This window comes from Caballeronia concitans, assembly GCF_001544615.1.
GTDB classification, from domain to species: domain Bacteria; phylum Pseudomonadota; class Gammaproteobacteria; order Burkholderiales; family Burkholderiaceae; genus Caballeronia; species Caballeronia concitans.
This window is the reverse complement of sequence record NZ_FCNV02000009.1, coordinates 125,838-140,510: the sequence shown is the minus strand read 5'-3', so window position 1 is coordinate 140,510 and position 14,673 is coordinate 125,838. Positions and strand designations below refer to the sequence as shown.

General features: G+C 64.9%; 14 protein-coding genes. 11 read left to right on the top strand and 3 right to left on the bottom strand.

The window, feature by feature from the left end; genetic code table 11:
* Positions 1–42 precede the first annotated feature (42 nt).
* Complete coding sequence (tkt, locus tag AWB72_RS19925) at positions 43–2,097, top strand: transketolase (protein WP_087128600.1); 2,055 nt, start codon at positions 43–45, stop codon at positions 2,095–2,097.
* A 42-nt stretch (positions 2,098–2,139) separates the two neighbouring features.
* A complete protein-coding gene (gene gap, locus AWB72_RS19920) occupies positions 2,140–3,150 on the top strand; it encodes a type I glyceraldehyde-3-phosphate dehydrogenase (RefSeq protein WP_040051179.1) in 1,011 nt (336 codons plus the stop codon).
* Between the two features lie 85 nt (positions 3,151–3,235).
* Here the strand turns inward: gap and AWB72_RS19915 are convergent, their stop codons facing one another.
* On the bottom strand, positions 3,236–3,625 hold the full coding sequence (locus tag AWB72_RS19915; RefSeq protein WP_087128598.1) for a hypothetical protein: 390 nt from the start codon (positions 3,623–3,625) through the stop codon (positions 3,236–3,238).
* 240 nt (positions 3,626–3,865) lie between these two features.
* Entirely contained in the window at positions 3,866–4,294 is a 429-nt protein-coding gene (gene fur / locus AWB72_RS19910; RefSeq protein WP_040051177.1) for a ferric iron uptake transcriptional regulator, read from the bottom strand.
* A 174-nt stretch (positions 4,295–4,468) separates the two neighbouring features.
* Between fur and AWB72_RS19905 the strand changes: the two genes are divergently transcribed.
* From AWB72_RS19905 to AWB72_RS19865, 9 genes are all read left to right on the top strand, one after another.
* Positions 4,469–5,269, top strand: a complete 801-nt coding sequence (locus AWB72_RS19905) for an outer membrane protein assembly factor BamE (RefSeq protein WP_040051176.1) — start codon at positions 4,469–4,471, stop codon at positions 5,267–5,269.
* A 124-nt stretch (positions 5,270–5,393) separates the two neighbouring features.
* On the top strand, positions 5,394–6,191 hold the full coding sequence (gene dapB / locus AWB72_RS19900; RefSeq protein WP_087128651.1) for a 4-hydroxy-tetrahydrodipicolinate reductase: 798 nt from the start codon (positions 5,394–5,396) through the stop codon (positions 6,189–6,191).
* 17 nt (positions 6,192–6,208) lie between these two features.
* Positions 6,209–6,874 carry a MotA/TolQ/ExbB proton channel family protein gene (locus tag AWB72_RS19895; RefSeq protein ID WP_040051175.1) on the top strand — a complete coding sequence of 222 codons (666 nt, stop codon included), beginning with the start codon at positions 6,209–6,211 and terminating at the stop codon, positions 6,872–6,874.
* Positions 6,875–6,882: 8 nt separating this feature from the next.
* Complete coding sequence (locus AWB72_RS19890; protein WP_087128597.1) at positions 6,883–7,326, top strand: ExbD/TolR family protein; 444 nt, start codon at positions 6,883–6,885, stop codon at positions 7,324–7,326.
* 278 nt (positions 7,327–7,604) lie between these two features.
* The gene (gene leuS, locus AWB72_RS19885) at positions 7,605–10,199 is read left to right on the top strand and encodes a leucine--tRNA ligase (protein ID WP_087128595.1); all 2,595 of its coding nucleotides are present in this window, start codon (positions 7,605–7,607) and stop codon (positions 10,197–10,199) included.
* Between the two features lie 77 nt (positions 10,200–10,276).
* Positions 10,277–10,828, top strand: coding sequence for an LPS-assembly lipoprotein LptE (locus AWB72_RS19880; RefSeq protein ID WP_167550971.1), 552 nt, complete (start codon positions 10,277–10,279; stop codon positions 10,826–10,828).
* Positions 10,829–10,864: 36 nt separating this feature from the next.
* Positions 10,865–11,959: a DNA polymerase III subunit delta gene (gene holA / locus AWB72_RS19875; RefSeq protein WP_087128592.1), complete on the top strand. Its 1,095-nt coding sequence runs from the start codon at positions 10,865–10,867 to the stop codon at positions 11,957–11,959.
* Positions 11,960–12,091: 132 nt separating this feature from the next.
* Positions 12,092–13,363 (top strand): glutamate-5-semialdehyde dehydrogenase, encoded by a 1,272-nt coding sequence (locus AWB72_RS19870; protein ID WP_087128649.1) that lies wholly within the window; start codon positions 12,092–12,094, stop codon positions 13,361–13,363.
* An 8-nt stretch (positions 13,364–13,371) separates the two neighbouring features.
* On the top strand, positions 13,372–13,788 hold the full coding sequence (locus tag AWB72_RS19865) for a CopD family protein (RefSeq protein ID WP_087128591.1): 417 nt from the start codon (positions 13,372–13,374) through the stop codon (positions 13,786–13,788).
* 36 nt (positions 13,789–13,824) lie between these two features.
* Here AWB72_RS19865 and AWB72_RS19860 read toward each other — a convergent pair whose 3' ends face one another.
* Positions 13,825–14,664: a MurR/RpiR family transcriptional regulator gene (locus AWB72_RS19860; protein ID WP_087128589.1), complete on the bottom strand. Its 840-nt coding sequence runs from the start codon at positions 14,662–14,664 to the stop codon at positions 13,825–13,827.
* Positions 14,665–14,673 lie beyond the last annotated feature (9 nt).

Genomic DNA, 14,673 nt, shown 5'->3' with positions numbered 1-14,673 from the left:
TCAGCACCTGCCACAAAGCTCTCGTAGCCGCCGACACCCGACATGACGATCCCGACTTCCAGCCCGACCGCCCTCATGGCCAACGCAATCCGCGCGCTCGCCATGGACGCCGTTCAACAAGCCAACTCCGGTCACCCCGGCATGCCGATGGGCATGGCTGAAATTGGCGTCGCGCTGTGGTCGCGCCATCTGAAGCACAACCCGGCGAACCCGCACTGGTTCGATCGCGATCGTTTCGTGCTGTCGAACGGTCACGGCTCCATGCTGCTGTACGCGCTCTTGCACCTCACCGGCTATGACCTGCCGATGAGCGAGCTGAAGAACTTCCGCCAGCTGCATTCGAAGACGCCGGGCCATCCCGAAGTGGGCATCACGCCGGGCGTCGAGACGACCACCGGCCCGCTCGGGCAGGGCGTCGGCAACGCGGTGGGCATGGCGCTCGCCGAAGCGCTGCTTGCCGCCGAGTTCAACAAGGCCGACGCGAAGATCGTCGACCATTACACCTACGTCTTCCTGGGCGACGGTTGCCTGATGGAAGGCATCTCGCACGAAGCCTGCTCGCTCGCGGGCACGCTGAAGCTGAACAAGCTGATCGCGCTGTACGACGACAACGGCATTTCCATCGACGGCCACGTGGAGCACTGGTTCCACGACGACACCCCGAAGCGCTTCGAAGCCTATGGCTGGAACGTGATCCGCGGCGTCGATGGCCACAACGTCGATGCCGTCGATGCCGCCATCGCGCAGGCCAAGAAGTCCGACAAGCCGACGCTGATCTGCTGTCGCACGGTCATCGGCAAGGGCGCGCCGACGAAGGCGGGCGGTCACGACGCGCACGGCGCTCCGCTCGGCGGCGACGAGATCGCGGCGACGCGCGCGGCGATCGGCTGGAGCTACGAGCCGTTCCTCATTCCGCAGGAAGTCTATGCGGCGTGGGACGGCAAGGAACAGGGCCAGCGCGCCGAAAGCGAGTGGAACAAGGCGTTCGACGCGTATCGCGCGAAGTACGCGCAGCAAGCCGACGAATTCGCGCGCCGCATGAAGGGCGAACTGCCCGCGGACTGGAAGCAGAGCGCCGCCAAGATCATCGAGGACGCGAACCAGCGCGCCGAAACCATCGCGACGCGCAAGGCATCGCAGAACGCCATCGAAGGTCTCGCTGCCGCGCTGCCGGAATTGCTCGGCGGATCGGCTGACCTGACGGGTTCGAATCTGACCAACTGGAAGGCGTCCAAAGCCGTGCGCGCCGCCGGCGACGCGGAAAACGCGAACGCGGGCCACGCGGGCATCCAGTGGGGCAATCACATCAATTACGGCGTGCGCGAATTCGGCATGAGCGCAGCGATCAACGGCATCGCGCTGCATGGCGGCTTCCGTCCGTTCGGCGGCACGTTCCTGACCTTCTCGGACTACAGCCGCAACGCGCTGCGCGTCGCCGCGCTGATGAAGTCGCGGTCGATCTTCGTGTTCACGCACGATTCCATCGGCCTGGGCGAAGACGGCCCGACGCACCAGTCGGTCGAACACGTGTCGAGCCTGCGCCTGATTCCGCAACTGCAGACGTGGCGCCCGGCCGATACCGTCGAAACGGCGGTGGCCTGGACGCACGCGATCGAGCACGAAGGCCCGTCGACGCTGATCTTCAGCCGCCAGAACCTGCAGTTCTCGTCGCGCAACGATATCCAGATCGCGAACATCGCGAAGGGCGGCTACGTGCTGCACGACTGGAACGACGACATCCCGGCGCGCAAGATCATCCTCATCGCAACCGGCTCGGAAGTGCAGCTTGCGATGCAGGCGGTCGAGGCGCTGGCGAAGGAAGGCATCGGCGCGCGCGTCGTGTCGATGCCCTGCACCAACGTGTTCGACAAGCAGGACGCCGAGTATCGCGAGCGCGTGCTGCCGAAGGGCGTCGCGCGCGTCGCGATCGAGGCGGGCGTGACGGATTTCTGGCGCAAGTACGTGGGCCTGGAAGGCGGCGTGGTGGGCATCGACACGTTCGGCGAATCCGCGCCGGCCGGTGCGCTCTTCAAGCATTTCGGCTTCACGGTGGAGAATGTCGTCGCGACGGCGAAGGCCGTTCTGGCCGCCGCGTGACGCTGCGTCAGCGAAAGGTTTTTTAAGCCAAGGAGATAGACCATGACGATTCGCGTTGCAATCAACGGCTACGGCCGGATCGGCCGCAACACGCTGCGCGCCTTGTATGAAAACGGCAAGAAGCATGACATCGAGATCGTCGCCATCAACGATCTCGGCGATGCCAAGACCAACGCGCACCTCACGCAATACGACACCGCGCACGGCAAGTTCCCGGGCGAAGTGTCGGTGGATGGCGATTACCTCGTCGTCAACGGCGACAAAATCCGCGTGCTGGCGAACCGCAACCCGGCCGAACTGCCGTGGGGCGAGCTGAACGTGGACGTGGTGATGGAGTGCACCGGCTTCTTCACGACGAAGGAAAAGGCGAGCGCGCACATCAAGGGCGGCGCGAAGAAGGTCATCATCTCCGCGCCGGGCGGCAAGGACGTGGACGCGACCATCGTGTACGGCGTGAACCACAACGTGCTGAAGGCATCGGACACGGTCATCTCGAACGCGTCGTGCACGACGAACTGCCTCGCGCCGCTCGTCAAGCCGCTGAACGACAAGATTGGCCTCGTGAACGGCCTGATGACCACCATCCACGCGTACACGAACGATCAGGTCCTGACCGACGTGTATCACGAAGACCTGCGCCGCGCGCGCTCGGCCACGCATAGCCAGATCCCGACGAAGACGGGCGCGGCATCGGCGGTCGGCCTCGTGCTGCCGGAGTTGAACGGCAAGCTGGACGGCTACGCGATCCGCGTGCCGACCATCAACGTGTCGGTGGTGGATCTGTCGTTCATCGCCGCGCGCGACACGACGGTGGAAGAAGTCAACAAGATCATGAAGGAAGCGGCGGAAGGGGAGCTGAAGGGCATCCTCGGCTACAACGACGCGCCGCTGGTGTCGGTCGACTTCAACCACAACCCGGCTTCGTCGACGTTCGATTCGACGCTCACGAAGGTCTCGGGCCGTCTCGTGAAGGTGTCGAGCTGGTACGACAACGAGTGGGGCTTCTCGAACCGCATGCTGGATACGGCGGTCGCGCTGGCCAATGCAAAGTAAGGCGAAGCAAGGCGAAATAGCTGGTTTTTTCGCCGTCTGAACGACAAAGCCGCTCCTCGGAGCGGCTTTGTTTTTTGCTTCGCGTTTAGGCGAACTTCTCGCGCAGGAACGATATGACGTATGGCGTGGCCGCCGCCGCAACCGTCGATGCCGTGCCCGGGTCGAGGCCCATGCGTGCACCGATCGATTCGGCGATGCGCCCGGTCAGCACGCCTTCGCCGCCTTCTCCGAGCGACTTGAAGAAGCCGTCGCCGCGCACGAGACCCGCAGCAAATGCCGCGAAAAAGCTCTTGCCGGGATGATCGCCCAAGAGGCCCTGGCCTTGTTCTTCAGCGTGCGCGTGCGCCGTTTCCGCAGCTGTGCTGAGCATTTGCTGACTATCTTCGGGGCTGAATCCCTGATCGGTGAGCGCTTGCGTGGCCTGCGCCCCGTGCGACGAGGACAGGAAGTCTGATACGAGTTGTTGGACGTCCATCGACGTGACTCCTATTACGTTCGGCTATTTGCAGGTCCGCCGAAAGCCGATCGAAGCCTTGGGCGGCTATCGAGAGCTGGGGACCGTCGCTATGACATCGGCCGTCGCGAGAAGTGCCGTTCTATCGATGGAATGTCCGCAACCGCGAATTCCTCTGTGTACGGACGAAACGAAACCGCCGTCCATCGAAGCCGATGGACGGCGGTTCTCGCATCGCGCGCCGCATGGGGCGCGAACCGCTCAATGCTTGCGGTGCGGGCAGTTTTCCTTCGTGCACGCGCCGTACAGCGCGAGCGCATGCTCGTGCAGCTTGAAGCCGCGCTCTTTCGCGATCGATTGCTGGCGGCGCTCGATTTCCGCATCGAAAAATTCTTCGACACGACCGCAGTCGATGCACACGAGGTGATCGTGATGCGAACCTTCGTTCAGCTCGAAGACCGCCTTGCCCGATTCGAAATTGCTTCGGGACAAGAGGCCGGCTTGCTCGAACTGCGTGAGCACGCGATAAACCGTCGCGAGCCCGATGTCGAGCTCTTCGCTCAGCAGATTGCGATACACGTCTTCGGCCGTCAGATGCCGCACCGGACTGTGCTGGAAGATCTCCAGAATCTTGAGGCGGGGCAGGGTCGCCTTAAGCCCGATATTTTTGAGATCGGCGGGATTGGTCATGGCTAGGCATCCCTAGAGTACAATTCAAGGTTCTCATAGTAATGCGTTTTTCTGAATCCTGACATCTGAGCGTTACCGGATGAAGAACTGAAGGAAGAGCACGGCCTTCTGGCGCTGTGCGCGAAAGGTGAAATGTTCTCAAAATTTTTATCGAATTGCAGGGAGAGCCGTCGCATGCGGGGAACCATCATCGCAGCAACCCTCGCCGCGTTGCTGGCGGGTTGCTCGACGTACGACAGCGTCACGCAGAAGATCGCGCAAAGCATCACGCCGTATCGCATCACGGTCGTGCAGGGCAACTTCGTTTCGCAGGAAGCAGCAAGCCAGATGCAGGTCGGCATGTCGCGCGAACAGGTCCGGACGCTGCTCGGCACACCGCTTCTCACCGACATGTTCCACGCGGACCGCTGGGACTACGTGTTTTATTTCAAGCGCGGTTCGACCTCGGTCGTGCAGCAGCGTGACTTCGTCGTGAACTTCGCGAGCGATCGCGTGGTGAGCTGGTCGGGCGGCGAGAACTTGCCGTCGAATCTCGAACTGCTCGCCGAAATCGACGGCGACAAGGGCGTGAAGGTCGCGAAGCCTGTCGCAGCGCCGGCAGCGGTCGCGGCGGCGTCGGGCGTGGCGGCATCGGGAGCGGCGGTGACGGCGCCTGCCGGTGAGCCGTCCACGCAGCCGAACACGGCGGCCGCTTTTGCCGGCGATGCGAATCAGCAGGCCGCGCAGGCCGCGAATCGCGCGACCGCGCAAGTCGAAATGCCCACGGGCCGCACGCAGTCGTCGGTGCGCGCGAACGTGCCGCAAACCGCGGGCGCGGCGCCGGGCGCAGGCCCGCAGGGCGGCAATTCGCAGATCCAGCTGCAACGCAAGCCGCAGACGATCAACATTCCGGACAGCAGCGCAGTGGGTCCGGCGAGCACGTCGCCCGCGCCTGCCACGGCGGGCGGGCAAGCGCAGTTCACCATGCCGCAGTAACGCGGGCAGTCCGGCGGGCGCGCGCGCAGTGGCGCGCTTCCCGGCCGGATTTCGCATTGCGTTGGCGCTGCGGCGTCACATCACTCAAGCCGCGCGCGAGCCGCGCGGTCAACACGAGACAGTCATGAAGATCGCCATTGCCGGGGCGTCGGGCCGCATGGGCCGGATGCTGATCGAAACCGTTCTCAACGATCCCGACGCGCAACTCGTCGGCGCGCTCGACCGTCCGGGCGTCGAACAGCTCGGGCAGGACGCGGGCGCGTTTCTCGGCAAGACCACGGGCGTGAAACTCACCGATGACATCGAACGCGTTTTCGCCGATGCCGATTACCTGATCGACTTCACGCGCCCCGAAGGCACGCTGACGCATCTGGAAGCGGCGCTGCGTCACAACGTGAAGATGGTCATCGGCACGACCGGTTTCTCGGAAGAGCAGAAGGCGCAGCTCAGGCAGGCCGGCGAGAAGATCGGCGTGGTGTTCGCGCCGAACATGAGCGTGGGCGTGAACGTGACGCTCAAGCTGCTCGAATACGCGGCGAAGCACTTCGCGCAGGGCTACGACATCGAGATTATCGAGGCGCATCATCGGCATAAGGTGGATGCGCCGTCCGGCACCGCGCTCGCGATGGGCGAAGTCGTCGCGAACGCGCTCGGGCGCGATCTCAAGGACTGCGCCGTTTATGCGCGCGAAGGCGTGACCGGCGAGCGCGACCCGTCGACCATCGGTTTCTCGGCGATTCGCGGCGGCGATATCGTCGGCGATCACACGGTGCTGTTCGCGGGCATCGGCGAGCGCGTCGAGATCACGCACAAGTCGGCGAGCCGCCTGTCCTATGCGCAGGGCGCGCTGCGGGCGGTGCGCTTCCTCGAAGGGCACAAGACCGGCTTCTTCGACATGCAAGACGTGCTCGGTCTGCGCTAATCCCCATTTTTCCAACGATGGCGGCGACGGGCGTAATCCACTATCTGCAAAGCGGCGATGCCGTCACGCATGCGGTCGCGGGCGTGCTGCTCGCGATGTCGCTGGCGAGCTGGTGCTTTTTGCTCGTCAAGACGTGGGTGATCGTGCGCGCCAAGTGGCAGGGTCCGCGCGCGTTGCAGCGATTCTGGCAGGCGGCGAGTCTCAAGGACGGCGTCGGCGCGTTGCAGCGCGCGGATCGCGAGCGTGTGTTTCTGCCGCTCGCCGAAGCGGCGTGGCACGCGGCGGAGGCGGAAGTGCCGGGCGCGCTGCTCGCACGCGTGGAGCGCAGCGAGCGCGTGTTGCGTGCGCTGCGTCAGGCGTTGCTGCGCTCGCAGCGGCGGCTGGAATTCGGACAGGTTCTGCTTGCGTCGGTGGGCGCGACGGCGCCGTTCGTCGGCTTGCTCGGCACCGTGTGGGGCATCTATCACGCGCTCGGGAGCATCGCGGCGAGCGGGCAGGCGATGATCGAAAATGTCGCGGGTCCCGTCGGCGAGGCGCTCATCATGACGGCGTTCGGGCTCGTCGTCGCGATTCCTGCCGTGCTCGCGTACAACGTGCTCGGCCGCTACGTGCGGCAGATCAGCGAGGAGCTGGACGGCTTCGCGCATGATCTGCATGCGTTCGTGTGCGGGGACGCGAAGTAATACGCGCAATGGCCTTCGGCGGACTCGACAACAAACCCAACGGCCAGCCGATGGCCGACATCAACATGACGCCGCTCATCGACGTCATGCTCGTGCTGCTCGTCATCTTCATCATCACCGCGCCGCTATTCACGCACGCGATCCGGCTCGACTTGCCGAAGGTTTCGTCGCAGGCCGCGCGCGAGACGCCGCAGACCATCACACTTTCCATCGACGACGCCGGCAAGCTCTACTGGAACGACACGCCCGTCACCGCCGACGATATGCGCACGCGCTTCTCGGCGGCTGCGAAGGCGGCGGAGAAGCCGGAACTGCATTTGCGGGCGTCGAGCGGAACACGCTACGAGGTCGTCGCGCAGGTGATGGGCGCGGCGCAGCAGGCGGGCATCGAGAAAATCGGGTTCGTCACGCAGCCGGTCGCGCCAGGTGCACCGCCGCAACGCGCGAAATGACTATGCCGAACGGCCGAGTATCCATCGCTCGTCCGATACGTTAATTTCCGTGAAAACGCGCGCTCGCCACGGGAAATTGCCCGAAGTCCCGCGCGCCAGCACGGACGGACACAACGGTATAATCGCCCTTTGCCCGTCCGGTGCGCCTGCATGTTCGGGCAGGTCGCATTCCCGACGAGAGACCGAAGTTGAAAGCGAAGGCCACGCGTGAGTGCGTGCGCAGCCGTGTAGGTTCCGAGGTCCGTTCCCAGCATTTGCTCCAAGCCAGACACCACACCATGCACGATAAATACGTACCCGCCGACGTCGAATCCGCCGCGCAGAGCAACTGGCGCGCGAACGACGTCTACCGGACGACCGAGACGTCGACTAAACCCAAGTTCTATTGCGTCTCGATGCTGCCGTATCCGTCGGGCAAGCTGCACATGGGTCACGTGCGCAACTACACCATCAACGACGTGATGTACCGTTATCTGCGCATGAACGGCCACAACACGCTGATGCCGATGGGCTGGGACGCGTTCGGCATGCCCGCCGAGAACGCCGCGATGGCGAACGGCGTGCCGCCCGCGAAGTGGACCTACGACAACATCGCGTACATGAAGAAGCAGATGCAGTCGATGGGCCTCGCCATCGACTGGTCGCGTGAAGTCGCCACGTGCTCGCCCGAGTACTACAAGTGGAACCAGTGGCTGTTCCTCAAGATGCTGGAAAAGGGCATCGCGTACAAGAAGACCGGCACGGTGAACTGGGACCCGGTCGACCAGACCGTGCTCGCGAACGAGCAAGTCATCGACGGGCGCGGCTGGCGCTCCGGCGCGCTCGTGGAAAAGCGCGAGATCCCGATGTATTACCTGCGCATCACCGATTACGCGGATCAACTTCTCGACGATCTGGAAGGCCTCGGCTGGCCCGAGCGCGTGAAGATCATGCAGCAGAACTGGATCGGCAAGAGCTTCGGCGTGAACTTCGGCTTCCCGTATGAGATCGACGGCGAATCGAAGCTCTTGCGCGTCTTCACCACGCGCGCCGACACCATCATGGGCGTCACGTTCGCGGCGATCGCGGCGGAACATCCGCTCGCCACGCGTCTCGCGCGAGACAACGCGGACCTTCAGGCGTTCATCGAAGAATGCAAGCGCGGCGGCGTCGCGGAAGCGGATGTCGCCACGATGGAAAAGAAGGGCATGCCGACCGGCTTCTTCATCACGCATCCGCTGACGGGCGCGCAAGTCGAAGTGTGGATCGGCAATTACGTGCTGATGTCCTACGGCGAAGGCGCGGTGATGGGCGTGCCGGCGCACGACGAGCGCGACTTCGCGTTCGCGAAGAAATACGGTTTGCCGATCAGGCAGGTCATCGCAGTCGAAGGCAAGACGTATTCGACCGACGCGTGGGAAGAGTGGTACGGCGACAAGAGCGCGGGCCGTCTCATCAACAGCGGCAAGTACGATGGCATGACCACCGACGAAGCCATCGACGCGATCGCCGCCGACCTGAAGGAAAAGGGCTTCGGCGACAAGCAAGTCACGTGGCGTCTGCGCGACTGGGGCATTTCGCGCCAGCGCTACTGGGGCACGCCGATTCCCATCATCCATTGCCCGAGCTGCGGCGACGTGCCGGTGCCCGAAAAGGACCTGCCCGTCGTGCTGCCGGAAGACCTCGTGCCGGACGGCACGGGCAATCCGCTCGCGAAGTCCGAAGCATTCCTGAACTGCACGTGCCCGAAGTGCGGCGCGGCGGCGAAGCGCGAAACCGACACGATGGACACCTTCGTCGATTCGTCCTGGTACTTCTCGCGCTACACCGCGCCGGACGCGCAGACGATGGTCGACGAGCGCACCGATTACTGGATGCCGATGGACCAGTACATCGGCGGTATCGAGCACGCCATTCTTCACCTGTTGTACTCGCGGTTCTGGACCAAGGTCATGCGCGACATGGGCCTCGTCAAGTTCGGCGAGCCGGCGAAGAACCTGCTCACGCAGGGCATGGTGCTCAACGAGACGTTCTATCGCGAAGACGCGAGCGGCAAGAAGACCTGGTACAACCCGCTCGACGTGACCGTATCGCACGACGACAAGGGCCGCCCGATCGGCGCGACGCTCAACGCGGACGGCCAGCCGGTCGTGCTCGGCGGCGTCGAGAAGATGTCGAAGTCGAAGAACAATGGCGTCGATCCGCAGACGCTGATCGATCAGTACGGTGCGGACACCGCGCGTCTCTTCGTGATGTTCGCGGCGCCGCCGGAGCAGTCGCTCGAATGGTCGGGCGCGGGCGTCGAAGGCGCGAGCCGCTTCCTGCGCCGCGTCTGGCACTTCGGCCACGACAACGCACAAGCGCTGCGTCAGCACGGCAAGCTCGATGCATCGAAGCTCAACGACGCCGACAAGGCGCTGCGCCGCGAAATCTACACCGTGCTCAAGCAAGCGGATTTCGACTACGGCCGCCTGCAGTACAACACGGTCGTGTCCGCCGCGATGAAGATGCTGAACGCGATCGAAGGCGCGAAGAACGCGGGCGAAGGCGTGCTGAACGAAACCTTCGGCGTGCTGCTGCGCGTGCTGTATCCGGTGGTGCCGCACGTCACCTTCCAGTTGTGGTCGGAACTCGGCTACGAGGGCGAATTCGGACCGTTGCTCGACGCGCCCTGGCCGAAGGTCGATGAAGCCGCGCTCGAACAATCCGAAATCGAACTCGTGCTTCAGGTGAACGGCAAGGTGCGCGGCGCGCTGACGGTGCCGAAGGATGCATCGCGCGAGGACATCGAGAAGGCGGCAATCGCGCACGAGATGTTCGAGAAGTTCGCGGAAGGCCGCGCGCCGAAGAAGATCGTCGTGGTGCCGGGGCGTCTCGTGAACGTCGTCGTTTGATGGCAGAGGCCAAGGGAGTGAGTGTGACCGGACAAGCCGTGAAGAAACGTAGCGAAACCACGACGCCGCGAGCCGGCATGCGCAGGCGTTCCTTTCTGGCGCTTCTCGGCGGCGCGGTCGCGCTGTCCGCATGCGGCTTCCAGTTGCGCGGCCAGCAGGACTACGCGTTCAAGCGGCTCGCGGTCTCGGGCGGCGTGCCGCAGATGGTCGCGCGCCTCGAGCGCATGGTGCAGGGCGGCAGCGACACGGTCATCGTCAAGGCATGGGAAAAGCCGGACGCCACGCTCATTCTTTCCGAAGGGCAGGGTCTGAGCACGCTGAGCCTGAATTCGCAGGGCGTCGTGCAGGAATACGAGCTGACGTACAGCCTCGCCTATTCGCTGATCGGCGCGGACGGAACGGTGCTGATCCCGCAAAGCGTGATCGCGCTGAACCGCGCGATGACGTACAGCAACCAGTACACGCTCGGGAAGTCGCAGGAAGCGACGCTCCTCTACAACGACATGCGTCTCGACGCCGTGGATCAGTTGACGCGCCGGCTCGCGGTCGTGCGCTCGCTGCATCCGTCGCCGGGCGAGCAGGCGCCGGGCATCGCGCCGCGTGCGCCGCTGCCCACGCCGCCGCTCTGATCGCGGGCGGCTAGCGGTCAAGGTCCATCCGTCATCATGCAACTGAAGCTCGATGCGCTCGAAGCGCACCTCGCCAAAGGCCTGAAAGGGCTGTACGTCGTGTATGGCGACGAGCATCTGCTCGCGCAGGAAGCGTGCGACCGCATCCGGGCGACGGCACGCGCGGTCGGTTTCACCGACCGCACGGTGTTCACCGTGGAGCGCGGCTTCGACTGGAGCGCGCTCATCGGTGCGACGCAGTCGATGTCGCTGTTCGGCGACCGTCAGCTCATAGAGTTGCGCATTCCCACAGGCAAGCCGGGCAAGGAAGGGGCGGAAGCTTTGAAGACGCTCGCCGCCGCCGACAACCCCGACGTCGTCACGCTCGTCACGCTGCCGCGCCTCGATTCGGCGACGCAGAAATCCGCGTGGTTCACCGCGCTCACCGGGCCGGGCGTCGCGCTGAAGATCGATCCGGTCGAGCGCGCGCAATTGCCGATGTGGGTCAATCAGCGGTTATCGCTGCAAGGGCAACGCGTCGAGCCGGGCGAGGAAGGGCGGCGCGCGCTGGTGTTCATCGCGGAACGAGTGGAAGGAAACCTGCTCGCGGCGCATCAGGAAATTCAGAAGCTCGGGCTGCTGTATCCGGCGGGCGTGCTGAGTTTCGAGCAAATCCACGACGCCGTGCTGAACGTCGCGCGCTACGACGTGTTCAAGCTCAACGAGGCGATGCTGACCGGCGATGTCGGGCGCTTGTCGCGCATGCTCGACGGCCTCAAGGGCGAAGGCGAGGCGGCGGTGCTGGTCCTGTGGGCGCTCGTCGACGAAGTGCGGACGCTGTTGCGCATCAAGCGCGGCGTCGCGTCCGGCAAGCCGCTCGCCACGCTTTTGCGCGAGAACCGCGTGTGGGGGCCGCGCGAACGGCTCATCGGCCCGGCGCTTTCGCGCGTGACGGAAGAGGCGCTCGAAAAGGCGCTGTCGCTGGCGGCGCGGCTGGATCGGCAAGTCAAGGGGCTGTCGGGCAGCGCGGGCACACGCGGCAGCGAACCGCCGCCCGATCCGTGGGCCGGCATGTTCGAACTGGCGATGGCCGTGGCGCAAGGCAAGCCGGCGTCGAAAGCGGCCGCCGCGCCTGCGCGACCGCGTCGCTGAAGCGCGTCACGGCTTAGAATGATTGTTTCAGCGTCCGGCCTTTGCGCCCGGGCGCGCTTCTTCATCGCGCTGACGCCACGCTTCAGCGACGCCGCGCCGACCAGCGCGGAACCGGCAGACGGAATGACCCAGATGAACATCGACCAATACATGACCGACCTCGGCCGACGCGCCCGTGTGGCGTCGCGCGCCATGGCGCGGGCGTCGACGGCGGCCAAGAACGCGGCGCTCGTCGCGGTGGCGAATGCAATCGAGCGCGAGCGCGACACGCTGAAGGCCGCGAACGGGCGCGACCTCGCACGCGCGCGCGAGAAGGGGCACGACGCGGCGTTCATCGACCGTCTCACGCTCTCGGACAAGGCGCTGAACACGATGGTGGAAGGCTTGCGGCAAGTGGCATCGCTCGCCGATCCGATCGGCGAGATCAGCGGGCTGAAGTACCGGCCGACGGGCATTCAGGTCGGGCAGATGCGCGTGCCGCTCGGCGTGATCGGCATCATCTACGAATCGCGGCCCAACGTGACCATCGACGCCGCCGCGCTCTGTCTCAAGTCCGGCAACGCGACCATTCTGCGCGGCGGATCGGAAGCGCTCGAATGCAACACGGCGCTCGCGAAGCTGATCGGTGAAGGGTTGACGGCCGCCGGCTTGCCGCAGGACGCGGTGCAGGTGGTCGAGACGGCGGATCGCGCGGCGGTCGGCAAGCTCATCACCATGACCGAATTCGTCGACGTGATCGTGCCGCGCGGCGGCAAGAGCCTGATCGCGCGGCTGATGGAAGAATCGCGCGTGCCGATGATCAAGCATCTCGACGGCATCTGCCACGTGTACGTTGACGACCGCGCGGATCTCGCGAAAGCGGCGGCGATCTGCGACAACTCGAAGACGCATCGCTACGGCACGTGCAACACGATGGAAACGCTGCTCGTCGCGCGCGGCATCGCCAACGACGCGCTGCCGGTGCTCGCTCACGCGTTCCGGGCGAAGGACGTGGAATTGCGCGTGGACGCCGAAGCGCGCGCGGTGCTGGAAGCGGCGAACATCGGCTCGCTCGTGGACGCCACCGAAGCCGACTGGAGCACCGAATATCTCGCGCCGGTGCTCGCGGTGAAGATCGTCGGCGACATGCACGAGGCGATCGAGCACATCAATGCGTACGGGTCGCATCACACGGACGCGATCGTCACCGAAGATCACGACCGCGCGATGCGCTTCCTGCGCGAAGTCGATTCCGCGAGCGTCATGGTCAACGCATCGACGCGCTTCGCCGACGGCTTCGAATTCGGTCTCGGCGCGGAAATCGGCATTTCCAACGACAAGCTGCACGCGCGCGGGCCGGTCGGGCTGGAAGGGCTGACATCGCTGAAATATGTCGTGCTCGGCCACGGCGAAGTGCGTCAATAAGGCGCGCGATGCTCTGGATCAAATCGCTGCATATCGTGCTGATCGCGTCGTGGTTTGCGGGGCTGTTCTATCTGCCGCGCATTTTCGTCAATCTGGCGATGGAAAAGGACGCCGCCGCCATCCAACGTCTCTTGCTGATGGCGCGCAAGCTCTTTCGCTTCATGACGTTCATCGCCGTGCCGGCGCTCGCGTGCGGGCTGTGGCTGTGGCTCGTCGTCGGCATCGGGCGCGGGCAGGGCTGGCTGCACGCGAAGCTCGGCATCGTCGTGCTGCTCATCATTTATCACGCGTATTGCGGGCGCCTCTTGCGCACGTTCCAGCGCGGCGAAAACACGCGCTCGGACAAGTGGTATCGCATGTTCAACGAGCTTCCGGTGCTCGGCTTGCTCGGCGCGACGCTGCTCGTCGTCATCAAACCGTTCTGACGTTCTCCGCGTGAGCCGGTGCGCACCGCGCGCCGCTCACGTTCCCACGCGGCGCGCTTCCAACACGTCCTTCGCTTCCGCCAGCTTTTCCGCCAGCTCCGGCCCGCGCGCCAGCGCCAGTCCCACCGCCAGAATGTCGCCGATCGCGAGATGCGAGACCCGCGACGTCATCGGCGAAAAAATGTCCGTGTCTTCATCGACGTTTGCAAAAAGCCCGACCGTCGCCATGCGCGCGAGCGGCGAGTTGCCGTGCGTGATCGCGATGACCTTCGCACCGCCGTTCAGCGCCGACTTGCACGCGTCGAGAATGTCCTTCGTGCGGCCCGTGTTCGATATGGCGACGACGACATCGCCTTCGCGCAGCAACGCCGCCGAGGTCGTGTAGGTGTGCGGATCGGCGTACGCCACGGACGGCACGCCGAGCCGGAAGAACTTGTGCTGCATGTCGAGCGCGGCGATGCCCGAGCCGCCCGCGCCGTAGAACTCGATGCGGCGCGCATCTGAAAGAATCGCGATCGCCGCCGCCACGCTGTCCGACGACAGGCTGTTGCGCACGGCGATCAGCGCGCCGATGGTCCGGTCGAGCACCTTCGCCGCGACGCCGGCGGCGGGCTCGTCGCTGCGCACGTCGCGATAAACGGTGGGCACGTCCGCTGCGACACTTTGCGCCAGGCGGATCTTGAATTCGCGGAAACCTGAGAAACCGAGCGCCTGACAGAACCGCGCGATGGTCGGCTGGCTGACGCCGGCTCGCGCGGCGAAATCGGTCATCGACAGGTCGAGCACTTCGCGCGGCGCTTCGAGCACGTAATCGGCCAGCTTGCGCTCGGATGGGCGCAATTGCTCGCGCATGGCTTCGACTTGGGACAGCAACATCGGAAAACT

What these genes read in the sequence shown, in the direction of transcription:
- dapB (WP_087128651.1), top strand. Translation starts at nt 5,394, where the DNA reads ATGAAGATCGCCATTGCCGGGGCGTCGGGCCGCATGGGCCGGATGCTG.
- AWB72_RS19870 (WP_087128649.1), top strand. Translation starts at nt 12,092, where the DNA reads ATGAACATCGACCAATACATGACCGACCTCGGCCGACGCGCCCGTGTG.
- AWB72_RS19905 (WP_040051176.1), top strand. Translation starts at nt 4,469, where the DNA reads ATGCGGGGAACCATCATCGCAGCAACCCTCGCCGCGTTGCTGGCGGGT.
- AWB72_RS19860 (WP_087128589.1), bottom strand. Translation starts at nt 14,664, where the DNA reads ATGTTGCTGTCCCAAGTCGAAGCCATGCGCGAGCAATTGCGCCCATCC.
- AWB72_RS19865 (WP_087128591.1), top strand. Translation starts at nt 13,372, where the DNA reads ATGCTCTGGATCAAATCGCTGCATATCGTGCTGATCGCGTCGTGGTTT.
- gap (WP_040051179.1), top strand. Translation starts at nt 2,140, where the DNA reads ATGACGATTCGCGTTGCAATCAACGGCTACGGCCGGATCGGCCGCAAC.
- holA (WP_087128592.1), top strand. Translation starts at nt 10,865, where the DNA reads ATGCAACTGAAGCTCGATGCGCTCGAAGCGCACCTCGCCAAAGGCCTG.
- AWB72_RS19915 (WP_087128598.1), bottom strand. Translation starts at nt 3,625, where the DNA reads ATGGACGTCCAACAACTCGTATCAGACTTCCTGTCCTCGTCGCACGGG.
- AWB72_RS19890 (WP_087128597.1), top strand. Translation starts at nt 6,883, where the DNA reads ATGGCCTTCGGCGGACTCGACAACAAACCCAACGGCCAGCCGATGGCC.
- tkt (WP_087128600.1), top strand. Translation starts at nt 43, where the DNA reads ATGACGATCCCGACTTCCAGCCCGACCGCCCTCATGGCCAACGCAATC.
- AWB72_RS19895 (WP_040051175.1), top strand. Translation starts at nt 6,209, where the DNA reads ATGGCGGCGACGGGCGTAATCCACTATCTGCAAAGCGGCGATGCCGTC.
- leuS (WP_087128595.1), top strand. Translation starts at nt 7,605, where the DNA reads ATGCACGATAAATACGTACCCGCCGACGTCGAATCCGCCGCGCAGAGC.
- AWB72_RS19880 (WP_167550971.1), top strand. Translation starts at nt 10,277, where the DNA reads ATGCGCAGGCGTTCCTTTCTGGCGCTTCTCGGCGGCGCGGTCGCGCTG.
- fur (WP_040051177.1), bottom strand. Translation starts at nt 4,294, where the DNA reads ATGACCAATCCCGCCGATCTCAAAAATATCGGGCTTAAGGCGACCCTG.